Annotated in this window: 22 protein-coding genes and 2 pseudogenes; 19 read left to right on the top strand and 5 right to left on the bottom strand. The window is 70.6% G+C overall.

Going from position 1 to position 26,109, the window contains the following annotated elements; translation table 11 throughout:
- Positions 1 to 50: 50 nt before the first annotated feature.
- On the bottom strand, positions 51 to 845 hold the full coding sequence (locus ACRAWC_RS08080; RefSeq protein WP_431347262.1) for a FadR/GntR family transcriptional regulator: 795 nt from the start codon (positions 843 to 845) through the stop codon (positions 51 to 53).
- A pseudogene (locus ACRAWC_RS08075) lies at positions 733 to 1,463 on the bottom strand (SDR family oxidoreductase). The gene ACRAWC_RS08080 and the pseudogene ACRAWC_RS08075 overlap by 113 nt, the downstream one beginning before the upstream one ends.
- Positions 1,464 to 1,589: 126 nt before the next feature.
- Here ACRAWC_RS08075 and ACRAWC_RS08070 point away from each other — a divergent pair.
- The 11 genes and pseudogenes from ACRAWC_RS08070 to ACRAWC_RS08020 all read left to right on the top strand — a co-directional run bounded on the left by ACRAWC_RS08070 (position 1,590) and on the right by ACRAWC_RS08020 (position 13,517).
- Complete coding sequence (locus ACRAWC_RS08070) at positions 1,590 to 2,291, top strand: SDR family NAD(P)-dependent oxidoreductase (protein ID WP_431347261.1); 702 nt, start codon at positions 1,590 to 1,592, stop codon at positions 2,289 to 2,291.
- A 219-nt stretch (positions 2,292 to 2,510) separates the two neighbouring features.
- Positions 2,511 to 3,152, top strand: coding sequence for a peptidoglycan-binding protein (locus tag ACRAWC_RS08065; RefSeq protein ID WP_431347260.1), 642 nt, complete (start codon positions 2,511 to 2,513; stop codon positions 3,150 to 3,152).
- A 9-nt stretch (positions 3,153 to 3,161) separates the two neighbouring features.
- On the top strand, positions 3,162 to 5,501 hold the full coding sequence (locus tag ACRAWC_RS08060; RefSeq protein WP_431347259.1) for a hypothetical protein: 2,340 nt from the start codon (positions 3,162 to 3,164) through the stop codon (positions 5,499 to 5,501).
- A gap of 249 nt (positions 5,502 to 5,750) precedes the next feature.
- Complete coding sequence (locus tag ACRAWC_RS08055; RefSeq protein ID WP_431347258.1) at positions 5,751 to 7,244, top strand: MDR family MFS transporter; 1,494 nt, start codon at positions 5,751 to 5,753, stop codon at positions 7,242 to 7,244.
- 13 nt (positions 7,245 to 7,257) lie between these two features.
- Positions 7,258 to 8,868, top strand: a complete 1,611-nt coding sequence (locus ACRAWC_RS08050) for a GMC oxidoreductase (RefSeq protein ID WP_431347257.1) — start codon at positions 7,258 to 7,260, stop codon at positions 8,866 to 8,868.
- Between the two features lie 31 nt (positions 8,869 to 8,899).
- On the top strand, positions 8,900 to 9,178 hold the full coding sequence (locus tag ACRAWC_RS08045) for a C-glycoside deglycosidase beta subunit domain-containing protein (protein WP_431347256.1): 279 nt from the start codon (positions 8,900 to 8,902) through the stop codon (positions 9,176 to 9,178).
- Positions 9,172 to 9,315, top strand: coding sequence for a hypothetical protein (locus tag ACRAWC_RS08040; RefSeq protein ID WP_431347255.1), 144 nt, complete (start codon positions 9,172 to 9,174; stop codon positions 9,313 to 9,315). The genes ACRAWC_RS08045 and ACRAWC_RS08040 overlap by 7 nt, the downstream gene beginning before the upstream one ends.
- Complete coding sequence (locus tag ACRAWC_RS08035; RefSeq protein WP_431347254.1) at positions 9,312 to 10,334, top strand: sugar phosphate isomerase/epimerase family protein; 1,023 nt, start codon at positions 9,312 to 9,314, stop codon at positions 10,332 to 10,334. The genes ACRAWC_RS08040 and ACRAWC_RS08035 overlap by 4 nt, the downstream gene beginning before the upstream one ends.
- A 2-nt stretch (positions 10,335 to 10,336) precedes the next feature.
- Entirely contained in the window at positions 10,337 to 11,815 is a 1,479-nt protein-coding gene (locus ACRAWC_RS08030; RefSeq protein WP_431347253.1) for a C-glycoside deglycosidase beta subunit domain-containing protein, read from the top strand.
- A gap of 9 nt (positions 11,816 to 11,824) precedes the next feature.
- Positions 11,825 to 12,603, top strand: a pseudogene (locus ACRAWC_RS08025) (alpha/beta hydrolase); the annotation flags it as partial.
- A gap of 257 nt (positions 12,604 to 12,860) precedes the next feature.
- Positions 12,861 to 13,517 carry a hypothetical protein gene (locus ACRAWC_RS08020; protein ID WP_431347252.1) on the top strand — a complete coding sequence of 219 codons (657 nt, stop codon included), beginning with the start codon at positions 12,861 to 12,863 and terminating at the stop codon, positions 13,515 to 13,517.
- A 454-nt stretch (positions 13,518 to 13,971) separates the two neighbouring features.
- Here the strand turns inward: ACRAWC_RS08020 and ACRAWC_RS08015 are convergent, their stop codons facing one another.
- Genes ACRAWC_RS08015 through ACRAWC_RS08005 form a run of 3 tightly spaced genes read right to left on the bottom strand, consistent with a single transcriptional unit; the run spans position 13,972 to position 15,876 of the window.
- A complete protein-coding gene (locus tag ACRAWC_RS08015; RefSeq protein ID WP_431347251.1) occupies positions 13,972 to 14,307 on the bottom strand; it encodes a hypothetical protein in 336 nt (111 codons plus the stop codon).
- Positions 14,304 to 14,906 (bottom strand): LysR family transcriptional regulator, encoded by a 603-nt coding sequence (locus ACRAWC_RS08010; RefSeq protein WP_431347250.1) that lies wholly within the window; start codon positions 14,904 to 14,906, stop codon positions 14,304 to 14,306. Before ACRAWC_RS08010 ends, ACRAWC_RS08015 begins: the two co-directional genes overlap by 4 nt.
- 40 nt (positions 14,907 to 14,946) lie before the next feature.
- Positions 14,947 to 15,876, bottom strand: coding sequence for a DUF3800 domain-containing protein (locus ACRAWC_RS08005; protein WP_431347249.1), 930 nt, complete (start codon positions 15,874 to 15,876; stop codon positions 14,947 to 14,949).
- A gap of 365 nt (positions 15,877 to 16,241) precedes the next feature.
- Here ACRAWC_RS08005 and ACRAWC_RS08000 point away from each other — a divergent pair, with 365 nt between their 5' ends.
- The 8 genes from ACRAWC_RS08000 to ACRAWC_RS07965 all read left to right on the top strand — a co-directional run bounded on the left by ACRAWC_RS08000 (position 16,242) and on the right by ACRAWC_RS07965 (position 26,100).
- Positions 16,242 to 17,534: an ABC transporter substrate-binding protein gene (locus tag ACRAWC_RS08000; protein WP_431347248.1), complete on the top strand. Its 1,293-nt coding sequence runs from the start codon at positions 16,242 to 16,244 to the stop codon at positions 17,532 to 17,534.
- A 94-nt stretch (positions 17,535 to 17,628) separates the two neighbouring features.
- Positions 17,629 to 17,772 (top strand): hypothetical protein, encoded by a 144-nt coding sequence (locus ACRAWC_RS07995; RefSeq protein ID WP_431347247.1) that lies wholly within the window; start codon positions 17,629 to 17,631, stop codon positions 17,770 to 17,772.
- Positions 17,748 to 18,584 (top strand): carbohydrate ABC transporter permease, encoded by an 837-nt coding sequence (locus ACRAWC_RS07990; RefSeq protein WP_431347246.1) that lies wholly within the window; start codon positions 17,748 to 17,750, stop codon positions 18,582 to 18,584. The genes ACRAWC_RS07995 and ACRAWC_RS07990 overlap by 25 nt, the downstream gene beginning before the upstream one ends.
- Positions 18,585 to 18,587: 3 nt before the next feature.
- Positions 18,588 to 19,430: a carbohydrate ABC transporter permease gene (locus ACRAWC_RS07985; RefSeq protein ID WP_431347245.1), complete on the top strand. Its 843-nt coding sequence runs from the start codon at positions 18,588 to 18,590 to the stop codon at positions 19,428 to 19,430.
- 2 nt (positions 19,431 to 19,432) lie between these two features.
- Positions 19,433 to 20,944: a family 43 glycosylhydrolase gene (locus ACRAWC_RS07980; protein WP_431347244.1), complete on the top strand. Its 1,512-nt coding sequence runs from the start codon at positions 19,433 to 19,435 to the stop codon at positions 20,942 to 20,944.
- The gene (locus ACRAWC_RS07975) at positions 20,941 to 23,121 is read left to right on the top strand and encodes a glycoside hydrolase family 3 N-terminal domain-containing protein (RefSeq protein WP_431347243.1); all 2,181 of its coding nucleotides are present in this window, start codon (positions 20,941 to 20,943) and stop codon (positions 23,119 to 23,121) included. Before ACRAWC_RS07980 ends, ACRAWC_RS07975 begins: the two co-directional genes overlap by 4 nt.
- A 637-nt stretch (positions 23,122 to 23,758) precedes the next feature.
- Positions 23,759 to 25,732: a hypothetical protein gene (locus tag ACRAWC_RS07970; RefSeq protein ID WP_431347242.1), complete on the top strand. Its 1,974-nt coding sequence runs from the start codon at positions 23,759 to 23,761 to the stop codon at positions 25,730 to 25,732.
- Complete coding sequence (locus tag ACRAWC_RS07965; protein WP_431347241.1) at positions 25,729 to 26,100, top strand: nuclear transport factor 2 family protein; 372 nt, start codon at positions 25,729 to 25,731, stop codon at positions 26,098 to 26,100. Before ACRAWC_RS07970 ends, ACRAWC_RS07965 begins: the two co-directional genes overlap by 4 nt.
- Positions 26,101 to 26,109 lie beyond the last annotated feature (9 nt).

Genomic DNA, 26,109 nt, shown 5'->3' with positions numbered 1-26,109 from the left:
CGGCCCCGGTGTCCTCTGGATGCCGGGGCTGTTGCGTGTGCGCCCCACCCTCAATCCCCGCGCACGATCCGCCGCATGGCCTCCTCCGCCAGCGCGCCGTCCTGTGCCTGAACCGCCGCCGCGACCTCAGCGTGCAGCCGCGCGTCCGCGGGCGCGTCCCGCCAGCGCACCGGCGCGTGCGGCGTCCGCTCGCGGAGCGCCTCCCGCAGCACCGCCGACAGTCGCACGAACATCCGGTTGCCGCTCGCCGCGATGACTTGGCTGTGGAATGCCGTATCCGCCTCGAAGAACGCCGCGGCATCCCGGCGGGCAGCCGTGGCCTCCAGTTCGAGTGCCGCGGCGACCAGCGCCGTCGCCTGCTCGCCACTGCGTCGCTCCGCCGCCGCCCGGGCCGCCGCAGGCTCGACCGCGAGGCGGAGGTCGAGGAGGTCCGCGATCTGCGCATCGTGATCCGGCGAGTCGAGGCGCCAGCGTACGACGTCGCCGTCGAGGGCGTCCCAGGACTCGCTCGCGGTCACCGTCAACCCGACGCGCTGGCGGGCGACGAGGAGGCCGAGGGAGACCAGCACGCGGGTCGCCTCGCGCACGACACTGCGGGACGCGCCGGTCTGCTCCATCGCCCATTCGACGTTCACCACGCGGCCGGCCGGGAGCTCGCCCGCGATGATCGACCGGCCGAGCCGGTCGAGGACCCGGCGGTAGGCGCGGCCGCCGTCGCCGGAGGAGGCCCCCTCACGTCTGCGAAACCGGCGACACGACCAGCTCGTCGAACCGTACGTGCGTCGGAGCCTCGAGCACGAACCGGACGCTCCGCGCCACGTCCGACGGCTGCAGCATCGCCGCACGCGCGTCGTCCGACGGCACCTGCGGCCGGTGGCCGAGGAAGTCCGTGTTCACGTCGCCGGGACAGAGGTGGCACGACCGGACGCCGGACGCCGCCTCCTGCGCGTTGAGGGTGCGGCTCAGCGCCGACAGTCCGGCCTTGGACGCGCTGTAGGCGACGCCCGCGATCGGGTTGAACGCCCACGCGGCGTACGACGACACGAACACGACGACGCCGTGCGAGGCGCGCAGCAGCGGCAGCGCCGCGGTGACGAGGTGCGCGGGGCCGGTGAGGTTGACGCGCACGATCTCGTCGAAGGTCGCCGGGTCGTGGTCGGCCCAGCGGCGCTCGGGCGCGTTCAGCCCGGCGGCGAGCACGAGCGCGTCGAGGCGGCCCCAGGTGGCGGTGATCCGGTCGAGGGAGGCTCGGATGACGTCGTCGGAGGTCGCGTCGCCGGGCAGCACCAGAGCCGCGCCGCCCGCCTCCTGCACCGCCGCCACGGTCTCATCCAGTGCGGGGCCCGGCGCCCGGTGAGCGCCACCCGCCAGCCGGCCGTCGCCGCCTCGATCGCCGTGGCCCGGCCGATGCCGCTGCCCGCGCCGGTGATCCACACCACGCGCCCGTCCGCTGACGAATCCATCGCGGACCTCCCTCCGCCTCGCTACGATGTCGTCAATAGTATGACTATTGGAGGTCTCATGTTCATCGACTTCGCCGGGCAGGTCGTCATCGTCAGCGGGGAGGCCGCGGCATCGGGCGCGGGCTCGTGGAGCGGTTCGTCGCCGAGAACGCCGCGGTCGTCGCCCTCGACCTCGCCTTCGACGACGCGGTCGACCGGCTCGCGGGTGTCCGCACGATCCACTGCGACGTCACCGACGCCGCGTCCGTGCGCGCCGCGATCGACGCCGTCGAGAGCGAGTTCGGGCGCATCGACGTCCTCGTGAACAACGCCGGCATCAACGTCGAGGGGGAGGTCGAGACGCTCGACCCCGAACGCTGGCGGGCGTGCTTCGACGTGAACGTGTTCGGGGTGTTCGCCCTGTCCCAGGCGGTCATCCCGGCGATGAAGCGCGCCGGGCGCGGACGGATCATCAACGCCGCCTCGTTCGCGGCGATCATCCCCAGCGTCGGTGCGGCGGCCTACGGCGCGTCGAAGGCGGCGGTGGTCCAGTTCACGCGCGTGCTCGCCTCGGAGCTCGGGCCGTGGAACATCACGGTCAACGCTTACGCGCCCGGGATGATCCCCACCGCCATGAACGGCTTCGCCGAGCTCCCGGAGGCTCGCCAGAACCGCCTGCTCGACACCCTGTCGCTGCGGCGTTGGGAGCGCCCGGAGGACGTCGCCGACGTGGTCTGCTTCCTCGCGAGCGACTATGCCGGCTACATCACAGGCGCGCTGATCGACGTGTCCGGCGGCAAATTCGCCACCCAGATCCCGAGCCTCGCGCACGAGCGGGCCGCTCTGTGACCGGGCCGACACCGTAGGTCCGCCGCACACCCACGCGGATGACTCCGCGCTCCCGCGTGGGCCAGCGGGCGCGCACGCAATACCACGACGCCTGCGGGAGGTGAACGGTCTTCTCGGCGAAGAAGACCGGACGTACGGTCTCCAGGAATCGTGGCGCCGGCGGGACCCCGCCGGCCGCACCGGACCGTGGCGCGACGTGCGCCGGAGAAGGAGCCTCAGATGAACGACGACAGCACCGCCGACCCGCAGCCGCTCTCCGCGGACGAACTCGCGGCAGAGTCCGCAACGCCCCTTCCCGACAAGGAGGTGGCCTCCATCCTCGATCTCAACGCCGACCTGAACCTGGGGCTCGGACTCGTCGCCCCGGTCGACCTCGGTGTCGCGGCGAACGCCAACGTGGCGGCCCCGATCGAGGCCTCCGCGGGCGCCAACGTGCTCTCGGCCGGATCCACGGCCGTCGCCGGCGCCGACCAGAGCGCGGGCATCCAGCAGGGAATCGCGGCGGACGCCGTCGCCAACTCCCACCAGGTGAGCGACATGGCTCCCGCGGCCGACACCACGACGGCCCCGCCGACGTCGACCTCCACCCCAGGCTCGATCACGGACGGGAACCTCCTCAACGTGAACATCAACGCCGCAGCGGACGCCCACATCGCGGCCCCGATCAACGGCGCAGTCGCGGCCAACGCGAACGTCGCCGCGCCGATCGACGCGAGCGTGGCGGCCAACATCGGCTCGATCGACAGCCAGGCGGCGGCGGTGTCGCACCAGGACGCGACGATCGACCAGAACATCACCGGCTCCGCAGACGCCACCGCGGGGCAGCAGTCGAACATCGGGCAGCCCCCGGCGCAGCCGTAACGCGCCGCTGTGACGATCGCATCGAGGCCGCCGGCCGAGCAGCACGGGCCGGCGGAGCAGGAGGACGGGCCGGCGGAGCACGGAGATTCGCCGGCCCCGGGGAGCCCCGACCGCTCCGCCGAGGTGCTCGCGCGCGCCCACGGGGTGACACTGATCGGCGCCATGCGGGGGTCGGGGTACCGCGAGCCGCCCTCGCTCGCCCGCCGTGGCGACGGCCAGGTCCTCCAGCTCACGCCGCTGCTCTTCGCGATCCTCGACGAGGTCGACGGCACGCGCGACATCGGGGAGATCGCTGAGCGCGTCAGCGAGCGCGTCGGCCGGGCTCTCCGGCCGGAGGATGTGGCGCACCTGGTCGACTCCTCGCTGCGCCCGCTGGGCCTCCTCACGCGGGCCGATGGCGGCGAGCCGGAGGTCAAGCGGTCCTCCCCGCTGCTCGGGCTGCGGCTGCGCAAGGAGATCACCGACCCCGATCGCACCCGGCGACTCACCGCGCCCTTCGCCCGGCTGTTCCATCCGCTCGTCGTCGTGCCGGTGATCTGCCTGTTCGTCGCGGCGTGCTGGTGGCTGCTGATGGTGCAGGGCCTGGCCGCGGCGACCTACCACGCGTTCCAGGACCCGGGCGTCCTCCTGCTGATCGTCGCCGTGACCGTCCTGTCGGCCGGCTTCCACGAGTTCGGTCACGCCGCGGCGGCACGATACGGGGGCGCGACCCCGGGCCGGATGGGGATGGGGCTCTACCTGTTCTGGCCGGCGTTCTTCACCGACGTCACCGACTCGTACCGGCTCGGTCGGGTGGGCCGCATCCGTACGGATCTCGGCGGTCTCTACTTCAACGCGATCGTCGCCGTCGCCATCGTCGGCGTCTGGTTCGCGACGCGCTGGGATGCGCTGCTGCTCGTCGTGCTCACCCAGCTCCTCCAGATGGTCCACCAGCTCTTGCCGACCGTGCGCTTCGACGGGTACCACGTGCTGGCGGACCTGACCGGTGTGCCCGATCTGTTCCAGCGGATCGGCCCGACCCTGCTCGGGCTGCTGCCGTGGCGCTGGCGGCGCCCGGAGTCCCGGACCCTCCGGCCGTGGGCGCGGGCCGTGGTGAGCGTCTGGGTGCTGGTCGTGGTCCCCCTGCTGCTGTTCTCGCTGGTGGCGATGGTGCTGACCCTTCCCCGCGTGATCGCCACGGCCTGGGCCGCGCTGGCGGCGCGCGGTCACGCGCTCGGGCTGGAGTTCGGCCGCGGCGACCTGGCCGCCGGGGTGGCGCAGCTCGTCCTCATGCTTGCGACGGCTCTGCCGATTCTGGGCACCCTGTACATCCTCGTCCGGCTCGCCAGGACCGGCCTCGTCCGGCTCTGGATGGGCACGCGCGGGAGGCCGGTCCGCCGCGGCGTGGCGGGCGCGCTGGTGCTGGCGCTTGTCGGCGGTCTCGCCTTCGCGTGGTGGCCGGCCCCGCAGACCTATCGGCCGATCCAGCCCTACGAGCGCGGCACGCTCTCGGACATCGTCGCTCCGGCCGCCCTGCAGTCCGGCCGGCTCTCCGCCGGTTCGACGGGCGCGGTGCAGACGATCTGGCCGGGCAGCGACCCTCGACCGACCGCCGACCATCCGCAGCTCGCGATGGTCCTGGTCCCGCGCGACGGCCGGTCGCCCTCCTGGGTCTTCCCGTTCGACAAGCCGGCCCCGCCGCGTCCGGGCGACAACCAGGCGCTCGCGGTGAACACCACGAACGGGTCGACGCTGTACGACGTCGCCTTCGCGCTGGTCTGGGTGACGGGCGGCCAGTCTGCCTTGAACACGAACTCGGCGTACGCCTTCGCGCACTGTTCCGGCTGCACGACGGTCGCGGTGGCGTTCCAAGTCGTGATCCTCGTCGGCGAGACGCACGTCGTGGTCCCGCAGAACCTGTCGGCAGCGGCGAACTACGGGTGCATCGACTGCATGACCGCCGCCCTCGCGAATCAGCTCGTGCTGACGGTGAGCGGACAGCCCGACTCGGCGACGATGAGCCGGATCGCCGCGCTGTGGGCGAAGATCATGGCCTTCTCCCACAACCTCCAGGGGCTCGGGTTGTCGGCGGTGCAAGCCCGACTGCTGGTCTACGAGCAGGAGCTGAAGGCCATCATCGCCGGCGATCCGGCCGCCGTTCAGGTGCCGGGCGGTGGCGCGACATCCGTGCCGGCGCCTGCTCCCTCGCCTGCGCCGACCGGCTCGGACGCGCCCGGAAGCACCCCCGGCCCGACCGCCAACCCCGGGCCGGTGCCCGCGCCCGGGCCGACGGGGACGCCGGCGCCCCAGCCCACGGGCACCCCGACGCCGGTGGAGACCCCGACGCCGATTCCGACCGCCACACCGTGACGACCGCCTGAGGATTCGTGCCGAATGTCGCGTTTCGCGGCGCGAGAAGCGACATTCGGCACGAATCCGCGGCTCGCTCGTGCGGCTCCCGCGCCAAATACCGAGAAAGGGCACTCTTAGGTTGAAAAACGACAAAAGAATGTTCTAGAATCGCCATGACGTCGGGGCCGTGGGCCCGTTCCTCTCCGTAAAGCCGCGGGCGAGGGCACAAACCGTCGCGTCGATCACCCGATCGTTCGGGTCTCGCGTATGCCGCTCTCGCCACTGAGGTTCCGCCTCCTCGTCACCTCCCTCCTCGCCGTGTCCTTCCTCGGGGCGCTCGACAACACCGTCGTGAGCACCGCGATCGCGACGGTCGCGGGCCAGCTCGGGGCCCTCGAGCACATGAGCTGGATCGTCGTCGGCTACACGCTCGCCAGCACCGTCCTGCTGCCCATCCTCGGCAAGCTGGGCGATCGGGTCGGGCCGCGCGCGGTCTTCCTCAGCTCGGTGACCGTGTTCGTCATCGCGTCGGTGGCGTGCGGCTTCGCGAACGGCATCGTCTGGCTGATCGTCGCCCGCGTCGTCCAGGGAATGAGCTCGGCCGGTCTCCAGCTCATGTCGCAGACGATCATCGCGGAGACCACGACGCCGCGGCAGCGGCCCAAGTACATGGCGATCATCGGCGCGGCCTTCCCGATCGCGATCCTCATCGGCCCGGTGCTGGGCGGCATCATCACCGACACCTGGGGCTGGCCGTGGGTCTTCTGGATCAACGTCCCCGTCGGCGCCGCCGCGCTCGCCCTGGCGATCGTGGCGGTCCCGCACCTCGAGCCGGGCCGGCGCGGGCGCTTCGACCTCGGCGGGTCGATCGCGCTCACGGCCGGGCTGGTGGCGCTCGTGCTCGCCGTCACGTGGCTGGGCGACCCGGCGCAGGCGATGTCCGCGTTCATCGCCTTCGCCATCGCGGCCGTCGCGCTCGCCGTGTTCTTCGTGGTCGAGTTCCGGGCCGCCGAACCGCTCGTGAACCTGTCCCACTTCGCCGACCGCACGGTCGCCACCGGCACCGCGATCTCGGCCATCGTCGGGATCGGCCTGTTCTCGATCACCTCTTACCTGCCCACCTACTTCCAGATGGCGTACCGGACGAGCGCGACCGTGTCGGGGCTGGTGCCGATCGCGACGGTTTTCGGGATGCTGGTCAGCAACCTCGCGTCCGGCTGGCTCGTCAGCCGCACCGGCCACTACCGGGTGTACCCGCTGGCCGGCACGGTGCTCGGCGCGGCCGGCCTCGGCGCGATGGCGCTGCTTCCCGCGGGCGCACCGCTCTGGGCCCCGACCCTCGCAATGGCGGTCGTCGGCCTCGGGACGGGCGCCTTCATGAGCCTCATCGTCGCGGTCGTGCAGAGCGCGGTGCCGCGTTCGGAGACTGGTTCGATCACGGCGAGCGTCAACCTCGTCCGGCAGGTCGGCGCGACGGTCGCCACGGCGCTGATCGGCGGCCTCATCGGCGCGGGTGTCGCCGCGATGCTGCCGCCCGGGCTCGACGCCGCGACCCTGACGCCGGCGATCGCGCACGCGCAGAGCCCCGCGCTCCAGCAGGAGATCGCCCGGGTCTACCAGGGCGTCTTCGTGCCGATCTTCGTGGCGCTCGCCGTGACCTACCTCGTCGGGGTCGTCGCGTCGGTCCTGCTGCCGAACCGCCGACTGTCCGACGATCCCGGCGCGCTGCGCGACGCCGCCACCGAGTCCATCCCCGCCTGAGCAGGAGAGCACCATGAACCCCTCCCCGACGAACACCGTCCCCACCATCGCCGTCGTCGGCAGCGGGCCTATCGGCTCCGCGTACGCGCGGCTGCTGCTCGAAGCCGTGCCCGACGCCCGCGTGGTCATGTTCGAGGCGGGACCGCAGCTCACTGCGATCGCCGGCGAGAACGTCCGCAACATCCCCGACCCGGTCGAGAAGGAGCGGGCCCGCGAGCTGTCGCAGGGGCCCCAGGCGGGAGCCTTCCGCGAGTCGCTCGGCATCCCGTCCTCGGTCGTCGTCGAGGGCATGTTCACCGCCCGCGGCGGGACGCACCTGCTCGACTTCGGCGGCGAAGGCTCCGCGCACACGCCGAGCTTCCCGGCTGCGGCCGCCTCCACCAACGTCGGCGGCATGGGCGCGCACTGGACCTGCGCGACGCCGAGCCCGTCGTTCAGCGAGCGCATCCCGTTCATCTCCGACGCCGAATGGGACGAGCTGATCGCGGAGGCCGCCCGGCTGCTGCACGTGCAGACCGCGGCGTTCGCCGACTCGGAGATCGGCTCCGCGATCCGGTCGCTGCTGGCGGAGGAGTTCGGCTCCGAGCTGCCCGACGGCTACGGCCCGGGCACGCTCCCCGTGTCGGGCGACCCCCAGCCGGACGGCACAATGCGGTGGGCCGGAGCCGACGTCGTGCTCGGCCCGCTTCTCGATCGGGAGAGCGGCCTCGCCGACCGGTTCGAGCTGCGCGACCTCTCGCTCGTGCGCCGCGTCGACCACGCGGACGGCCGCGTCACCGGCGTCACGGTGGAGGACCTGCGCAGCCACGACGTCTATACGGTGACGGCCGACCTCGTCGTCGTCGCGGCCGACGCCTTCCGCTCGCCGCAGCTGCTCTGGGCCTCCGGCATCCGGCCCCGCGCGCTCGGGCACTACCTGACCGAGCACCCGGTCGTGATCTCGACCGTCGCCCTCGACCCCGCCGGCATGGCGCGGTACGCGACCGAGGCGGACCTCGACCGCGAGCTCGCCCGCCGCGCGCTCAACCCGGCCGACCCGGTCGCCGCAGTGAACCGCATCCCGTTCTCCGAGCCCGGCCACCCGTTCTCGCTGCAGGTGATGTACGCCGAGAACCCGCCGTTCCCGCTCGACCCGGCGCACCCGGCCGCGGGCAACCGCTGGGGCTACGTCAACATGGGCTACGGGATGCGCAAGCAGCCGCGCTTCGAGGACGCGGTGACGTTCGACGATGCCGAGCCCGACTACCGCGGCTTCCCCAACCTGACCATCGAATACGCGCTCACCGACAGCGAGCAGGGCGAGATCGCGGAGGCCACCGAGCGCCTGCGCCGCGCCGGGAACGCGCTCGGCGCTTTCGTCGCCGACCCGCGGCTGCTGCCCAACGGCTCCAGCCTCCACTATCAGGGCACGATGCGGATGGGCGCGGAGGACGACGGCAGCTCGGTGGCCGACCCGTACTCCCGGGTGTGGGGCTTCGAGAACCTCCTGGTCGGCGGCAACGCGCTGATCCCGACCGCCACGACCATGAACCCCACGCTGATGAGCGTCGCCATCGCCGTCCGCGGCGCCCGGGAGGCCGCGGCGCGGCTCAGCGCGACGGCGTCGGCCGAGGCGCGGCACTGACACGACCCAGCACCACAGAAACGAGGATCGAATGCTCGAAGAACAGTTGATACAGACCTCAGGCTTCCGCAATGTCGGGCCGGCGGGCGCGCGCACCGGATTCCAGTTGCGTGTCCGCAGCCCCTACTACCGCGGGCTCTGGGCGAACCTCATCGAGAAGCCGGCCGTGACCGTCGACGGCGAGCGGTTCGGCGGCGACGACATCCGCTGGACGCTGCCGACCGGCCACGCCACCGTGGGGAGTTCTCGTTCGCCGAGCTCCAGGAGTCGCCCGACGCCCGCTGGCCGCTCGGCCACGCAGCGGTGCTGACCGTCCCGCGCGCCGGCGGCCTCGCCCGCGGCATCCACGACGTCACCCTGGAGCTCCGGCTGCGGATGTCGTACATCCCGGAGGAGCTGCAGCCCTCGATCTGGACCGCATCGCGGAAGGCGGTGATCGTGCTGTGACCACCGATCTGACAGGGACCACCGATCTTCCAGGGACCACCGATCTTCCAGGGACCACCGACGACCTCCCCTTCGGCCTCGGCGTCTCGCTCTACTCGTACACCGACGACATCGGCGTGACCATGACCGTCGAGGAGTGCATCGAGGATGTCGCCGATCTCGGCGCGGCAGGCCTCGAGATCCTCGGCGAGGGCCATGTCGAGGACTACCCGAACCCCTCCACCGCCTGGATCGACGCCTGGTTCGCGCGCAACGAGCGACTCGGGCTCACGCCCACGCTCTACGGCTCCTGGCTCGACACCCGGCGGTTCCCCGGCCGCGGGATGACGGTGCAGGAGGGCGCGGCGCAGCTCGAACTCGATCTCCGCCTCGCGTCCACACTGGGCTTCTCGTTCGTGCGCCCGAAGATCGGCGTCATCTCCGAGGACCTGCGGGTCGACGCGATCTGGCAGGAGGTCGTGGAGCGCAACCTCCAGCTCGCCGCCGACCTCGATATCGTGATCTGCCCGGAGATCCACTGGCCGACCATCATCAAATCGCCGGTGGTGGAGGAGTACATCGACTTCAAGCAGCGGACGGGTTCGGAGCACTTCGGCCTCCTGATCGACACCGGCGTCTTCGAGCTGTCCCCGTACCCGCGCCGGGGCGGCAGCGCCTCGTTCCGGATGGGCGACGGCTCGGCCCGGCCGCCGGTCGTGCCGTTCGTGCCGGTCTCCGACCTGGCCGACGTGATGGAGCACACGGTCTACTTCCAGGCCAAGTTCTACGAGGTGGACGACGACCTGGTCGACCACTACATCCCCTGGCGGAACATCCTCGACGTCGTCGTGGAGTCCGGCTACCGCGGCTGGCTGTCGAGCGAATACGAGGGCCACCACGAGCCCTACCGCGCGCCCGACCAGCTCCGCCGCCAGCACGCCCTCCTCCGCACCATCGCCGCCGACCGCGCGGCTGCCGCCGACCGCGCGGCCGCCGCCGACCGCGCCGCCGCCGACCCGGCGCTCGCAGACAGGAACTGACCATGCCCAACGGACTCATCGACGACGCGAGCCTGCGCGTCCACCCCGACGGCCTCGCGCTCGCGCTCACCATCCCGTGGTACCGCAGCCTGTGGCTCTCGTCGGTCACCACGCTGCGCCTCACGCTCGACGGCGTGGCGGTGCCGGAGGAGGATCTGACCTTCGAACTGGACGGCGTGCGGTACGGGATCGCCGACCTCCCGCAGCAGTGCGACGTGCTCTGGTACCTGCAATCGCACCCGCTGCTGATCGTGCGGCGCGAACCGGCCGCCGCCCTCGGCGAGACGTACGACGTCGAGCTGCACGGGGAGCTGCGCCTCCCGTACATGCAGATCGCGCCGGGGCAGGACGGCGGCCCGGGGATCTACGTGCCCAACGTCGTCCACCAGCGCCTGACGCTCACGGCCACCGACCACGACGCCGCGCCGCCCGCGCTCGTCACCGACGTGCCGCCCGCGCCGGAGGCGACCGACGCCGACCCGTTCCAGCTCGGCCTCACCCTGTACTCCGCGAGCGCCGAGTTCCGGGCAGGCTGGTTCGACTTCGACGGCCTGCTCGACCGGGTGGCGGAGCTCGGGATCGGCCCCGGCATCGAGATCGTCGCGTCCCAGGCGCTGCCGACCTACCCGGTGGTGTCCGACGCGTTCGTCGCCACCTGGCGGGACGCCTTCGACCGGCACGGCTTCGACGCCAGCTCGTTCGGGGCGAACCTCGACATGGGCCGCCGGCGCGACAGGGACATGACGCCCGACGAGGAGTTCGAATTCAGCGAGCTGCTGTTCCGCGGCGCGAAGAAGCTCGGCTTCCCGCTGGTCCGCATCCAGTCGGCGAAGCCGGACCTGCTGCGCCGCCTGCTGCCCGTCGCAGAAGAGCTCGAGCTGAAGCTCGCGTACGAGATCCACGCGCCGATGGGACCGAACTCCCCGGAGATCGTGAAAGTGCGTGACGTCTACGCCGAGCTCGACTCGCCGCTGCTCGGCTTCGTCGCCGACTTCTCGTCCACGATGCACAGCATGTCGCCGACGCTGCTGCGTGCCGTTCGGCGCGCAGGCCTCGGTGACGGGGAGGTGCTCCGGCTCCAGGAGATCTGGGCGACGGACGCCTCGATGCGCGACCGCCAGCAGGAGTTCATCGGCTACCTGAACTCCCGTGGCTTCGACCCGGGACGGCTGGGCTCGTTCGCCCACCTGGCCTTCAACATGCACGGCCACGTCGACCCGCACGAGTGGTCGGACATCATGCCGCAGATCCTGCACGTGCACGCCAAGTTCTACGACATCGACGAGCACGGCCAGGAGCCGGCGATCGACTACCCGGAGCTGGTGAAGGTGTTCGTGGACGGCGGCTACCGCGGCTACTGGTCGAGCGAGTGGGAGGGCCACGCGTTCGCCGAGCTCGGCGAGGTCGACCCGCTCCTGCTCGTCCGCAAACAGCACGACCTGATCCGGGCGAGCATGCGCTCGCTGCAACCCGCCGGGTAGGGCGCGCACATGACGGACACCGAGCCGGACCTTCGCGCCCTGCCGCTGACGGAGGCGCTCGCTTGGCTGCGCGAGCACGGCGAGCCCGCCGATCCGCGGTCGGACGTCGACACCGCGTCGCTGAAGCGGCGGTTCCCGCGCCTCGCCCACGTGGGGACGCGCGACCTCGTCGTGGCGGCTCCGAGCGGCCCCCAGCCCGCGCGCCTCTACCGCGACGACACCGTGCCGCACGCCGGCGCAGCGCTCGTGTGGGCGCACGGCGGCGCCTTCATCGGCGGGTACCTCGACATGCCGGAGTCCAACTGGGTGGCGCTGGAGCTCGCGGCCCGAGGCATCCCGGTGCTCGCGGTCGACTACGTGAAGTGCCTCGGCGACGTGCATTTCCCGGCGCCGTCCGACGACGTGCTCGCCGCCTGGCGGTACGCCCGGGCGAACAGCGCGGAGCTTCTCGGTGTCGATCCCGGGAGCCTGCTGCTCGGCGGCGCCTCCGCGGGAGGCAACCTCACCGCCGGCGCGGTCGCGCGGCTGCGCGATGCGGGGAGGCGCTGCCCGCCGGACAGGTGCTGGTCTACCCGGCGCTCGACCCGGACGGCGGCCATCCCGGCGCCGTTCCCGATCCGTCGTCGCCGACCGCGCAACTCTTGCTCAACTTCGCGGGTTCGGAGGCCCGGCTGCACGACCCGCACGCCTTCCCCGGCCTCGGCTCGGTCGGCGGCTTCCCGCCGACGCTCGTCGTCGTCTGCGAGCAGGACGGACTCCGGCCCTCCGGCGAGGCGTTCGCCGCCCGGCTCGCGAACGCGGGCCGGGACGTGACTCTGCACGTCGAGCCCGACGCCGACCACGCCCACATCAACGAGCCGTCGCATCCCGGCGCGGCCCGCACCCTCGACGCCATCGCGGGGTGGATCGTTGAGCGCTGGTGAGCTGAGCCCTCCGCCCCAGCCGGGGCCGCCCGACTATGGGAGTCCCTTTCCACGGCTGATACTTTTTAGTCTGGTGTTGGAGACATGAGCGGTCTCCGCGAAGCTGAAAGGTTCGAGTTGCAGTGGAAATAAGTATCGCGCCCGAGGCGGTCATTCAGGCCGCCTCCAAGCTATCCGGCCTGCACGAGGTGCTTCCCACGGGTTCGTTGCCGCCCGTTGATGGGACGGGGGACCACATCGTCGATGTGGGGCGCCAGTCCCTCGAGGCCTGGTGGAGGGCCAGGTGCACGGAGACGGCGGGCGATGCCGCCGCCCTGCACCAACTGGTGACGTCTGCGACGGAAGCGCAGGTCCAGAGGGATCAGAGAGCCGCCGCCAACTTCGCGAACGCGGCGGGCCCGGTGGCCGCCTCCCTGGGCGAATCCAACCCGGAGCGGAAAGGTCGATACGACGCACGCGGCGAAGACCTGCCACGCGATCTCAACACGATCGCGAGCGCGGGGATCGAGGGGAACCTTCCCGAAGCGTTCATCGGCTCGTTCGACTACACCTACGACCTGACCAAGCTGAACGCCGACGGTACCGCCGTCGTCACCATCACGGCGACGAACGTGACAACACCCGAGTCCGCGACCCGCATCCCGTGGACTGACAAAGCGCCGTTCGGCCCCTACCATGTGCCGCCCTTCGACAAGATGAAGCACCTTCAGGAGACGGAGGGTCAGTTCCAGCCGATAACCCAGGAGATCACGTGGACGCAGACGCTCAAGACGCGGTGAAGACCTCGCGCCGCGGGCCGGCGCGGTGGATGCTGTGGGCACCGTGGGTGATCCCGGGGCTGCTCGTGGCGTTCGTCTGTTATCTGGTGGGTGCGTGGTTCTGGTTGCAGCGGCCGGTGCAGTTCGAAGAGCGGGACCTGTACGGGACGGGTGAGCGATGGCCCGCAGGTGACGCAACTCGATTTCAGACCGGAGGGGCTGATGACCATCTCCGGCGACCCGCTTCCTTACGACCCGAGGGTGCCCGATTGTCCGTCGGTCGGTGAGTACCCTTGGGAATTCTTCTCCGGTTACCATCCGAGAGTGTCAGTCGGTAGGACCTGTGGCCAACTCATCTACGCGGAGAACGGTCTGTTCACGACCGACTTGGTCCTGTCCGCCGGTGACCCGGATGATCCGCGGATGCGAATAGGGTTCACTCGCAGATAGGGCAGGCGCTCGGTGCCCCTCGGCGTCAGGTGTGGTCGCCCGCGCCCACGATGCGGCCGGCCTCCTCGAACAGCGCCCGCATCCACGTGTGCTCCGGGTCGTGGCTGTGCACGGGGTGCCACCACAACGCGTTGACGATCGGGGTCGGCTCGAACGGCAGGCCGACGGCGCGCACGGCCGCTGCACGCTTCGCGAGCGGGAAGAGCGCCGAGTGGATGATGCCGACCCGGCGGGTGCCCGCGATGAAGTGCGGGATCGCCATGAAGCTCTCGACCACGACCTCCACGTTCGGCTCGACCCCGAGCTGCTGCACCTGCCGCTCCGCCGAGGTGAACGCCGATCGGGACTGGTAGTTCATCACCCAGGGAGCTTCGACATCTCCTCGCGGGACAGCGCGTCGCCGACCTCGTCGTTGTCCTCGGCCACGATCGCGACCCAGTCGTCCTGCCACAGGTCGACGAAGGGCAGCTCGGTGAGGAACCCGTGCGGGAGGATCATCCCGTCCACCGAGCGGAGCCGGTTCGTCGCGTCCTCGACCACCGTCGGGTTGTGCAGCATGAACCGGAAGTGCACGCCGGGCGCCTGCGCGGCGGCGAGTTCGGAGACGACGCGACCGATGGTGGTGAAGCCGTAGTCCGAGCCGAAGATCGAGAACTCGCGCACCGACTCCGCAGGGTCCCAGGTGGCCTGGCTCTCGAAGACCCGGCGGGCGGCCTCCAGCGCGATCGTGGTGTGGTCGGCCAGCCGCAGGGCCAGCGGGGTCAGCTCGTAGGTGTTGCCCCGGCGGGCGAGGATGGGGTCGTTGAAGTGGATGCGCAGCCGCGCGAGCGAGGCGCTGAGCGCGGGCTGGCTGAGCCGGAGCCGCTCGGCCGCGCGGGTCACGCTCCGCTCGGTGAGGAGCGCGTCCAGCGCGATCAGCAGGTTGAGGTCGAGCCGCGACATCAACGGGTAATCGGTCACGACGATGTGATCCTTTCTCACGCGGAGCCGGGCGATTTCACTATAAATCAGTACCAGCCCGGTGACCGGTCAGATGGTTACGCTCCGCCGCTGCCTTGATCCGCCGAAACACGTTTGGGTCGATACGAGCACCAACAATCTGGCCGGTTGCGATCGGATGGAGAGGCCGATCTTTGCGGAACACGTCCGAGTGATTCAGATCCGCGACCGCCCGATTCCAAAGGTGCAGCTTGGATTCGTGCGTGAACGCCCCCCTCACAGCGCCCACCGCGTCAGATGCCGCCACCCAGCCGTACTGCGACTCCGCAATAACGTGGTAATCGATTGCGCGCGCCACGCAGGCCGCGATCCAATCGGCGAACTGGATGTTTGCGCTCAAGACGCTGTCGACATGCATCGGTGGTTCGATGATCCGCGTCATTTCTGGATGGTCCGATGCCCGGCCGAGGATGTGGGCATACATCTTCGGGAGGCGCTCAGAGCGTTGTCTCTCGTTGATCTGATCGATCATGACCATCACGTTCATGTTTCGATGATCGGCGTGCCGGGCGATGCGGTTCAGGGATTCTCGCATCGCGACAGTCTCCCGCTCCACCACGTCCAAGCGCGTCTGGGCTGGCGTGCCCAGAGGTTTCTCGTCCGCGTAGTAGAACAGGCAACCGCCTAGTTCGCGGATCCGGCGAACCAAATAGTTGAAGACTCTGAGCTGATGCGGGAACCGTGTATTCGTGTCGGGCCGGAAGATGCTCGATCCCTTGCGTTCCCAGCGCCCGGGATGCTCGGCTGCCTCGATCTCGGCTTTGAATAGTCGGCGCTTCTCAGTATCAAAGATCGCGCCGAAGTACCGAGCACTATCAGAGGGAACGATGAAGCCTGCATAGCCGAAGGCAGCGCTGGTGTTGAAGCGCGGATGGTTCCGTGCGATGAACGCTCCGGGTTCACCGATCTCGTCGATGTAGGCCAGAAGCATCTTTTGATTATGGCAAATATCACTGACGCGACGGGCTAACGCAGAAACCCACGCACGTGGCGTGGGCTTCTCGAATCGGCGCGCAGGAGACTTTTTCACTCCCCGCTACCGCAATCCAACCTAGCGGAAGGACCTGAAAAGGTGCAATAAGGGGGCGCTGTGACCATCGCATCCACGTCGCGTTCGAGGCTGTCGGGCGGGGCCGCCGCGGGTGTCTCGATCGCGTATCGACCCAGCTTATGTCTGGGATAAGCAGAACTACCGTTGTTTATCTGCTTTACCGCTGCGACACTCGAAACTGCCCCCGAGGCCGGCGACGCAGCCGCCGCCTCCCCGACAAAGAAGTCTTAGAAGAGGTCAATCCGATGAAGCACACACGCAGGAGCCGCACTGCTCGGCTCGCCTGGCTCGCCGTCCCTGTCACCGCCGGACTCCTGCTCGCCGGGTGCTCCGGCACGGGGACGTCGTCCGGCAAGGAGCCGCAGACCATCACCTTCGCCTACGGCGCGACGAACGACCAGGACAAGGCGGCCTACGACGGCATCGCCAAGTCGTTCGAGAGCCAGAACAAGGGCGTGACGGTCACCACCCAGAACCTCCCGACCGAGAGCTACGCGGCGACCATGGGGACCCGCGTGCAGGGCGGCAACGCCCCGGACACGTTCTACGCGGAAGGCGGCACCGGCCAGGCCGACTCGGTGATCCCGTTCGCCAAGTCCGGTCTCGTCCTGCCGCTCACCGACCCGGGGATCACCGCCAAGATCCCCGACGCGTCCAAGAGCCTGTGGACCTACAACGGCAAGACGTACGGCGTCCCGCTCGGCACCCAGCTCAACGGGGTGATCTACAACGACGAGCTCGCCAAGTCGATCGGCGTGAACATCGACGCGACCACCAGCCTCGACGACATCATCGCCCAGTGCGGCAAGGCCCGCGCCGCCGGCAAGACGATCTACGGCCTGGCCGGATCGACCTTCGCCAACAACGGCATCCTCGCCGTCGCCCTCGCCACCTCCACGGTCTACGGCCCGAACAAGAACTGGAACGCCGACCGCGCCAAGAACAAGGTCACCTTCGCCGGCACCAAGGGCTGGACGACCGCCCTCGAGTCGATCAAGAAGATGTACGACGCCGGCTGCTTCCAGGACGGCGCGACCAGCGCCGGCTTCGACGCTCTGACCAACGGCGCCTCCTCCGGCAAGATCCTGGGCTTCTTCGCCCCGAGCGCGGCGGCGCAGCAGATCATGCAGGCCGCGGGCGGTCACGTGAAGCTCGTCGCCCTCCCGGTCGGCGCGCCGAAGGGCACGAAGACCTACCTGTCGCTCAGCTCGGACCAGGGCGTCACGGCGAGCGCCAAGACGAAGAGCCCGACCCTCGCGTCGGACTTCCTGAAGTACATCGTCTCGGACAAGGGCCAGGAGGCCTACTCGAAGTCGGTCGGCACCATCCCGGTGAACGTGAGCGCGACCTCCACGCTGCTGCCGCAGTACGCCGGCATCAAGGACGAGATCGCCAAGAACGACACCCGCGGCTACGCGCCCACCGAGTGGCCGAACGCCAAGATCTACACCGACCTCGGCAACGGGGTGCAGGGCATCCTGACCGGTCAGATGACCGTCAAGCAGGTGCTCCAGCAGCTGGACACCGACTGGGGTTGATCCGGTGACCCGGGCGGCCGACCCTGAGAGGGTCGGCCGCCCGAATCCGGGTGGAAGGAACGAATCGATGACGACGCAGTCAGAGGTGCGGAGAATGACCAAGACGCAGACGAAGGCGCAGAGCCGGAGCCAGAGCGAGAGCCCGGCCGAGGTGCAGGCGCCGCGCCGGGTCCCGGGCAGGAAGCCGTACCGCGTACGGCTCGGGAGCTGGTGGTGGGCGCTCCCGCCCTCGTGCTGATGCTGGTCGTGATCTACGCGACGACCATCGCAGGCGGCTTCTTCGCCTTCACGAACTGGTCGGGCCTCGGCCCGTTCGACTTCGTGGGACTGGCGAACTTCGTCAAGATCTTCCAGACCCCGGAGCTGATCGGGTCGCTGTGGAACACCCTCTTCCTGGCCTTCGGGTTCTTGATCCTCACCAACGTCTTCGGCCTGCTCTTCGCCCTTGCGCTGAACCGCTCCCTGAAGTCGCGGTACGTGCTCCGCACGCTGATCTTCATGCCCGTAGTGGTCAGCCCGATCGCCGTCTCGTACATCTGGAAGTTCATCTTCGACTACAACGGCCCGCTGAACCAGGCGATGACCTCGGTCGGCCTCCCCAAGCAGAACTGGCTCGCCGACCCGACGCTGGCGATCTGGTGCGTGCTGATCGTGATGGTCTGGCAGAACATCGGCTTCGTCATGGTCGTCTACCTGGCGGGTCTCGCGACCGTCCCCATCGAGATGGAGGAGGCGGCGGCCCTCGACGGGGCGGGTCCCTTCAAACGGTTCCGGTACGTCGTCCTCCCGCAGATCCAGCCGTCGGTCGCGATCGCGACGACGCTGACGCTCATCCAGGGCCTGCGGGTGTTCGACCAGGTGGTCGCCCTCACCGGCGGCGGGCCGGCCGGGGCGACCCAGACGCTCGCGCTGGAGGTCTACCAGACCGCGTTCACCTACCAGCAGTTCGGCTTCGGAGCGGCGCTCGCGCTCGTGCTGAGCCTGCTCATCCTCATCTTCTCCGTCGCGCAGCAGTACCTGACGCGCGATCGCTCCCTCAAGGAGGCCTGACCCGTGTTCCGGTACACCAAGAAGACCCTCACGATCGAGATCATCACGCTGATCGCCGCGGCGATCATGCTGCTGCCGTTCTGGATCCTGCTGGTCGGGTCGCTGAAGACCCTGCCCGACATCCTCAGCTCGGCCGCGGTCGCGCCGCCGACCAGCCCGACGTTCGACAACTTCGTCAAGCTGCTGTCGCCCGACTCGAACTCCTCCGGGAACATCTGGGCGGGGCTGCTGTCGAGCGTGATCATCACAACGGGCAGCATCCTCCTGCTCGTCGGGCTCGGCTCGGTCGCCGCCTACGGGATCGCCCGCTCGACGAGCCGGTGGAGCCGTCGCGCGTTCTACCTCTTCCTCGTGGCGATCATCCTGCCCACGCAGCTCGGCACGCTGCCGCTCTACATCGGCGCGCGGACGGTCGGACTGGTCGGCAACCCCTGGGGGATGGTGCTCATCTACACCGGGATGCTGCTGCCGCTGTCGGTCTTCCTCTACGCGAACTTCTTCCGCAACCTGACACCGGAGTACGAGGAGGCCGCGGTCATCGACGGCGCGAACCGGTACCAGGTGTTCCGCAAGGTCGTCTTCCCGCTGATGTCCCCGGCGACCGGCACCGTCGCGATCCTCGCCGGGCTGATCGTCTGGAACGACTTCTTCACCTCGCTGATCTTCCTGAACGGCACCCCCTGGCAGACCCTCCCGGTCGTCATGTACAGCTACGTCGGCTCGCTGGTCTCGCAGTGGAACCTGATCTTCGCGATCGTCATCGTCTCGATGATCCCGATCCTCGCGTTCTACGCCTTCGCGCAGAAGAAGTTCATCCAGGGCTACGCCGGCGGGCTCAAGGGCTGACGATGACCGACGCTCCACGGTCCGGCCCCGACCTCGGGGACGGGACCTTCCGCAACCCCGTGCTGCCCGGCGACCGGCCGGACCCGGCCGTCCTCCGGGTCGGCGAGCAGTACTACCTCACGTACTCGTCGTTCGACGCGTCGCCCGGGCTGACGATCTGGCGCTCGCCAGACCTGGTCAACTGGACGTTCGTGACGTGCGCCCTGGAGCGGCCGATGACGACGGTGTTCGCGCCCGACTTCATCGAGCACGACGGCCGGTTCTACCTCTACATCCCGTTCATCCCGAGCGCCTGGTCCGACGCGATCGCCGAGCCGCAGATCTGGGTGACCCACGCCGACAGCCCGGAGGGGCCGTGGAGCGAGCCGGTGTTCACCGGCGTCTCCGGCGCGATCGACCCCGGGCACGCGGTGGGGGAGGACGGCGAACGCTACCTCTTCGTCAACGGCATCCGCCGCTGCCGGCTGAGCCCGGACGGCCTGCGCGCCGTGACCCCGTTGGAGCAGGTCTACGACGGCTGGCAGTACCCGGACGAGTGGATCACCGAGGCCTACGCGCTGGAGGGCCCGAAGCTGTTCCGCCGCGGCGACTGGTTCTACCTGGTCAGCGCGGTCGGCGGCACCGGCGGCCCGGCCACCGGCCACATGGTGATCGTCGCCCGGTCGGCCTCCATCCACGGTCCGTGGGAGAACGCGCCGGGCAACCCGATCGCACGCACCTGGTCGGCCGAGGAGGCCTGGTGGTCGCGCGGGCACGCGACGATCCTGGACGCGCCGGACGGCTCGTGGTGGATGGTGTCGCACGGGTACGCCAACGCGTACCGCACGCTCGGCCGGCAGGCGCTGCTGGAGCCCATCGCCTGGACGGAGGACGGCTGGCCGGTGGCCGGTGCGCCCGATCTCGGCGCGCCCCTCGCCAAGCCCGCCGGAGCGTCCCGCCCGGTCGCCGTGCCCGCCCCCTCCGACGACTTCGCCGCTCCGGCCTGGGGTGAGCGCTGGGTCTTCGACAACCCCGGCAGGAGCGAGCAGGACCGGGCCGGCTTCGCCGGCGGCCTCGTGCTCCGCGCGAAGGGCGCCTCGCCGTCCGACAGCTCGCCCCTGACCACTTGGGCGATGGACGACGCCTACGAGATCGAAGTGGAGCTCGAGGTGCGCGGCGGTGCAACGGGAGGACTGCTCCTCTATTTCAACGACCGCCTGTTCTACGGGATGGGCTGGGACGGAGTCGCACTGCCGAGCTACGCCGGCGGCATCCGCACGCACTGGCGCGAGCCGGCGTCGCCCGGCGACGTCATCGAGTTCCGTCTCCGCAACGACCACCACATCGTCACCGGCTGGCACCGCCGTCCCGGCGACGAGTGGACGCGGCACGGGGTCCGCTACGACACCTCGGGCGCGCACTCGGCCACGATCAACGACCTCAAAAGCCTCCGCCCCGCGCTGTTCGCCGCGGGCGGCGGGGAGGTCGTCTTCCGCCGGTTCCGGTACCGCCCGCTCGACGGGGAGGCGCGATGACGGTCGACACGGTGACGGTCGAAATCGAGGCGCTGATCGAGCGCATGACCTGGGAGCAGAAGCTCCTGCAGCTTCAGATCGTGTGGCGCCCCGACGCCGCCGAGCGGGAGGCGCTGCTCCGGCGCGGCATCGGCTCGACGTTCTGGCCGCCGAGCGCGGCCGAGACGAACGCCGCCCAGCGGATCGCAGTGGAGGAGACCGAGCTCGGCATCCCGCTGCTGGTCGGGCTCGACGTCATCCACGGGCAGTTCACGATCTTCCCGACGCCGTTGGCGCAGGCCGCGAGCTTCGACCCGGCGGTCGCCGAGCTCGACGCCCGTGTCTCGGCGACCGAGGCCCGGTCGGCCGGAGTGAACTGGACGTTCTCCCCGATGGCCGACGTGACACGCGACCCGCGCTGGGGTCGCGTGGTCGAAGGCTTCGGCGAAGACCCCTACCTGTCCTCGGTCTTCACCGTCGCGAAGGTCGCGGGCTACCAGGGCCGGGACCTCGCCGCGGGCGACGCGCTCGCCGCCTGCCTCAAGCACTTCGTCGCGTACGGGGCCGCCGAGGCAGGACGGGACTACAACACGACCGACGTGTCCGGTCGTCGGCTGCGCGAGACGTACCTCGAGACGTTCCGCACGGGCGTGGAGGCCGGGGCCGCGACGGTGATGGCGGCCTTCAACGCGCTCAACGGCGTCCCGATGCACGCCAACCGGGAACTGCTGACGGGCGTGCTCAAGGAGGAGTGGGGCTTCGAGGGCGTGGTCGTCGGCGACGCCGACGGGGTCGCCCAGCTCGTGAACCACGGCCTCGTCGCCGACGAGCGCAGCGCCGTGATCGCCGCGATCGAGGCCGGCGTCGACATCGTCATGGGCGGGTCGCCGCTCGTGGATGCCGACGGCACGGCACTCGTCGCGCCCGGCGAGCTGTCGGTCGCGCGGGTGGACGACGCGGTGCGCCGGGTGCTCCGCCTCAAGCTGCGTCTCGGTCTCTTCGAGCACCCGTACGTTGCCGCCGACGCGCCCACGAGCGCGTCCGACCGCTATCGCGAGCTCGCGCGGCAGGCCGCGGAGCGCTGCACCGTGCTGCTGACGAACGGCGGCGCACTGCCCCTCCCGGCGTCGGGCCGCGTCCTGCTCGCCGGACCCTACGCCCGCAGCCTCGATCACCTCGGCGCGTGGGTGCAGCACTTCGCGTCGCCGGTGCGGGAGACCCTGGCCGACGCGCTCGCGGCGGAGCTGCCCGGCGTCGACTGGGATGTCGTGGACGGTTGCGGGTTCTTCGACGCGACGGAGGCCGCGCTCGCCGAGGCCGTGGTGCACGCTGCCGACGCCGACCTGGTCGTCGTGGCGGTGGGCGAGCCGAGCCGCCTCTCCGGCGAGGCGAGTTCCCGCTCGGACATCGCCCTCCCGGAGGCGCAGCGCCGGCTGATCCACGCGCTCGCGGACACCGGGGCACGTGTCGTGGTCGTGCTCGCGACCGGGCGTCCGCTCGTCGTGGAGGACTGGGTCGAGCGCGTCGACGCGCTCCTCTGCGTCTGGCACCTCGGCTCCGAGGCGCCCGCCGCGATCGCCGCGACCCTCTCCGGGCGCGTGAATCCCGGAGGACGCGTGCCGATGACGTTCCCGCGCGCCGTCGGCCAGGTGCCCATCCACTACGACCACGAGCGCACCGGCCGGCCGCCGCGGACCGGAGGCGCGCTGCTCGCCGGCGGACCGATGACCGAGCTCACCGGACCGAACAACACCGACGACTACTACACGTCGAAGTTCCTCGACCTCCCGCTCGGCCCGCGCTTCGACTTCGGGCACGGCCTCAGCTACACGAGCTTCGAACTGCACGGCTTCGCGCTGTCACACGACGTCGCGCGCGCCGATGAGCTGGAGGCCGGGATCGAGGCCGGCGTCATCGTGCGGAACACGGGCGACCGGGCCGGCGACGACGTCGTGATGCTGTTCGTCACCGACGAGGTCGCCTCCGTGACGCAGCCCGTCCGCCGCCTGCGCGGCTTCACCCGCGTGACGCTGCAGCCGGGCGAGTCCACCCGGGTCGGCTTCCGGATCCATGCCGACGACCTGCGCTTCTGGGCCGACGGCGAGCGACGTGTCCTGGAGCCCGGCGATTTCACGGTCACCGTCGGCGACGGAAACGCCGAGCAGCGGCGGACCCTGCGATTGGAGCACACGCCATGACCCTCGACCGACTCCGCGACGCCGTCGCCGGCGCCGTCCCGAACGCGATCATGCCGCTGTTCTGGCAGAAGGGCGCGCCCGTCGAGATCGTCCGCGAAGAGATGGAGCGGATCGGCGACGCCGGGATCGGCGCCGTCATCCTGGAGGCCCGGCCGCATCCGGAGTTCCTCGGCGACGGCTGGTGGCGCGATGTGGACGCAGTGCTGGAGATCGCGCGGCGCCGCGGGATGAAGGTCTGGTTCTTCGACGACGACACCTTCCCGACCGGGCACGCCGGCGGTGCGGTGGAGTCCGCGCCGGCAGAGCTGCGCCGGCGCTTCCTCAGCGAACGGCACACCGACGCGGTCGGCCCGGCGCGCGGCGCCTCCTTCATCGTGGAGCGGCGCAAGTTCTGGGGACCGGAGGCCGCGCAGGAGCCGGGCGAGCTGGTCCGCGTGCTGGCCTACCCGCGCGCCGAGGACTCGGACGAGCTGATCGGCGACCCCGTCGACCTGACCGACCGGATCGCGGACGGAGTGCTGCACTGGGACATCCCCGACGGCTGGTGGCGCGTCTTCTTCCTGTCGGTGGGGGCGGCGGCAGCGAGCGGCACGCGCGCCACATCGACTACCTCTCCGGCGCCTCCACGCAGTTGCTCGTGGACACGGTGTACGAGGCCATCCACGCGCGCTACGCCGCCGAGTTCGGCGACACGATCGCCGGATTCTTCAGCGACGAGCCGGGCCTCTACAACGACCCCGACACCTTCGACTTCGGCTCGGCGCTCGGCAAGGCCGTCCCGCTGCCCTGGAACGGCCTGGTAGCCGAGCGGCTCTCCGAGCGTCTCGGCGCCGGCGTCGACGCGCTCCTCCCGCTGCTCTGGTGGCCCGCCCAGGGCCGCGAACGGGAGGTCCGCTACGCCTACATGGACACCGTCTCCCGGCTGTACTCGGAGAACTTCAGCCGCCGGCTCGGCGACTGGTGCCGCAACCACGGCGTGGAGTACATCGGCCACGTCATCGAGGACAACGGCGCGCACGCGCGCCTCGGACCGGGCGCCGGGCACTACTTCCGCGCGATGGCCGGACAGGACATGGCCGGTGTCGACATCATCGGCGGCCAGGTCGTCCCGGGCTTCTCGCGCGGCCCGTTCGGCAACCTGTCCGGTGCCGCCGCGGGGGAGTTCTTCCACTTCGGCCTGGCCAAGCTCGCGTCGTCCGCCGCGCACCTCGACCCGCTCAAGCAGGGCAGGTCGGTGTGCGAGACGATCGGCGCCTCGGGCTGGTACGCCGGGCTCCGGCTCTTCACCTGGCTCACGAACCACCTCCTGGTGCGCGGGGTGACCCACGTCGTGCCGCACGCGTTCTCGCCCGCGCCGTTCCCCGACCTGGACTGCCCGCCGCACTTCTACGCGCGGGGACAGAACCCGCAGTACCCGTACCAGCACCTGCTCAGCGCGTACACGAACCGGCTCAGCCACCTGCTGCAGGGCGGCGTGCACGTCGCGCCGTTCGCCGTGCTCTACCACGCCGATGCGGAGTGGCTCGGCGACGCGATGGCGTCCGAGCACCCGCTCCGACTGCTGATGGAGGCCCAGCTCGACGCCGACATCGTGCCGGCCGATGCGCTCCCCGGCGCGGGGGTGGACGGTTCGAAGCTGGCCCTGGGCGGCGAGACGTACGACGCGCTGATCGTGCCGGGCAGCTCCTTCCTGCCGGAGCACGTCGCACGTGAGTTGCTGCGACTGGACGACGCCGGGGTCCCGGTCGTGTTCGTCGGGTCGGTGCCGGAGGTGTCCGGAGGCCGCGATCCCGGCGCGCTACGGATCCGGTTCCGACAGGTGTCGCAGAAGCGTTTCGTCGACGCTGCGGCCGGGATGACCGACCGCGCCGTGCGGCTCGAGCGGTCCGCGCCGTCTCTGCGCGTGCTGCGTCGAGACCTGGGCGACGCCGACGCGATCATGCTCGTCAACGAGTCGGTGCGGGACACCGTGCATACGGGCGCGACCCTCCCGCGCGCCGGCGAGGTGGTCGCCTTCGACGCCTTCACCGGGACCCTGACCGCGGTGCCGAGCACGACCGGTCGCGGTGTCGCGCGGGTGGACCTCGACCTCGCGCCGGGCGCCGCGACGGTTCTTCTGGTCGGGTCGCCGGCGGCCTGGGAGGGCCTCCCGGTCGAGCCGTCGGCCGAGCACGGCGCGACGGTGGAGGTCGCGCCGGCCTGGTCGGTCGCACTCGCGCCGGCGGGCGAGCCCGGGTTCGCCGACTGGCGGACCCTCGGCGACCTGCGCCCGCTGAGCGACCCCGACCTGCTGCCGCGGTTCAGCGGCACGGCCCGCTACACGGCCACGTTCGACGCGGCCGCCGCCGGCCTCCCGCACACCCTCGACCTCGGCGCGGTCTTCGAGTTGGCGACCGTGCGCCTCAACGGGGTGGACTTGGGCAGCCGGATCGCGCCGCCGTATGTCTTCGCGGTGCCGAAGGGTGTGCTCGCCGCGACGAACACCCTCGAGGTCGAGGTCACCGACACGCTGGCCAAGGCCCAGCCCGACTTCTTCTCCGCCTTCGTTCAGCAGGACCCGAGCGGCCTGCTCGGGCCGGTCACGCTCGCCTCCCGGAAGGAGCCGGCATGACCGACCACCGCGCCGCCTTCGAGCAGTTCTGCGACCTCTTCTACACGCGCAAGCGCGTGGCCGAGGCTTTCGCCTTCCTGGTCGCCGACGACTACCGCCAGCACAACCCGAACATCGCCGACGGGCCGGCCGCTGCGGTCGAGGCGCTGACGCCGAAGTTCGACGGCAGCCCGGAGGCGCGCTTCGAGATCCAGCGGATCCTCGTCGACGGCGACCACGCGATGGTGCATGTCAAGGCTTCCCGACCCGGCGCTCCGGACGCCGCGGTCGCGGACCTCTACCGATTCGAGAGCGGCCGGATCGTCGAGCACTGGGACGTGCTGCAGCAGGTCCCCGCGCATGCCGCCCACGACCATCCGATGTTCTGAACAGGAGAA

The sequence above is a fragment of the Leifsonia sp. L25 genome, assembly GCF_050632895.1.
Note: the sequence above shows the minus strand (reverse complement) of the source record. Positions and strands in the feature narration are given on the sequence as shown.

Excerpts from the sequence above, each read along its gene's own strand:
- ACRAWC_RS07965 (WP_431347241.1), top strand. The coding sequence starts at position 25,729 with ATGACCGACCACCGCGCCGCCTTCGAGCAGTTCTGCGACCTCTTCTAC.
- ACRAWC_RS08005 (WP_431347249.1), bottom strand. The coding sequence starts at position 15,876 with ATGCTTCTGGCCTACATCGACGAGATCGGTGAACCCGGAGCGTTCATC.
- ACRAWC_RS08030 (WP_431347253.1), top strand. The coding sequence starts at position 10,337 with ATGCCCAACGGACTCATCGACGACGCGAGCCTGCGCGTCCACCCCGAC.
- ACRAWC_RS08065 (WP_431347260.1), top strand. The coding sequence starts at position 2,511 with ATGAACGACGACAGCACCGCCGACCCGCAGCCGCTCTCCGCGGACGAA.
- ACRAWC_RS08045 (WP_431347256.1), top strand. The coding sequence starts at position 8,900 with ATGCTCGAAGAACAGTTGATACAGACCTCAGGCTTCCGCAATGTCGGG.
- ACRAWC_RS08050 (WP_431347257.1), top strand. The coding sequence starts at position 7,258 with ATGAACCCCTCCCCGACGAACACCGTCCCCACCATCGCCGTCGTCGGC.
- ACRAWC_RS07980 (WP_431347244.1), top strand. The coding sequence starts at position 19,433 with ATGACCGACGCTCCACGGTCCGGCCCCGACCTCGGGGACGGGACCTTC.
- ACRAWC_RS07995 (WP_431347247.1), top strand. The coding sequence starts at position 17,629 with ATGACCAAGACGCAGACGAAGGCGCAGAGCCGGAGCCAGAGCGAGAGC.
- ACRAWC_RS08000 (WP_431347248.1), top strand. The coding sequence starts at position 16,242 with ATGAAGCACACACGCAGGAGCCGCACTGCTCGGCTCGCCTGGCTCGCC.
- ACRAWC_RS07975 (WP_431347243.1), top strand. The coding sequence starts at position 20,941 with ATGACGGTCGACACGGTGACGGTCGAAATCGAGGCGCTGATCGAGCGC.
- ACRAWC_RS08055 (WP_431347258.1), top strand. The coding sequence starts at position 5,751 with ATGCCGCTCTCGCCACTGAGGTTCCGCCTCCTCGTCACCTCCCTCCTC.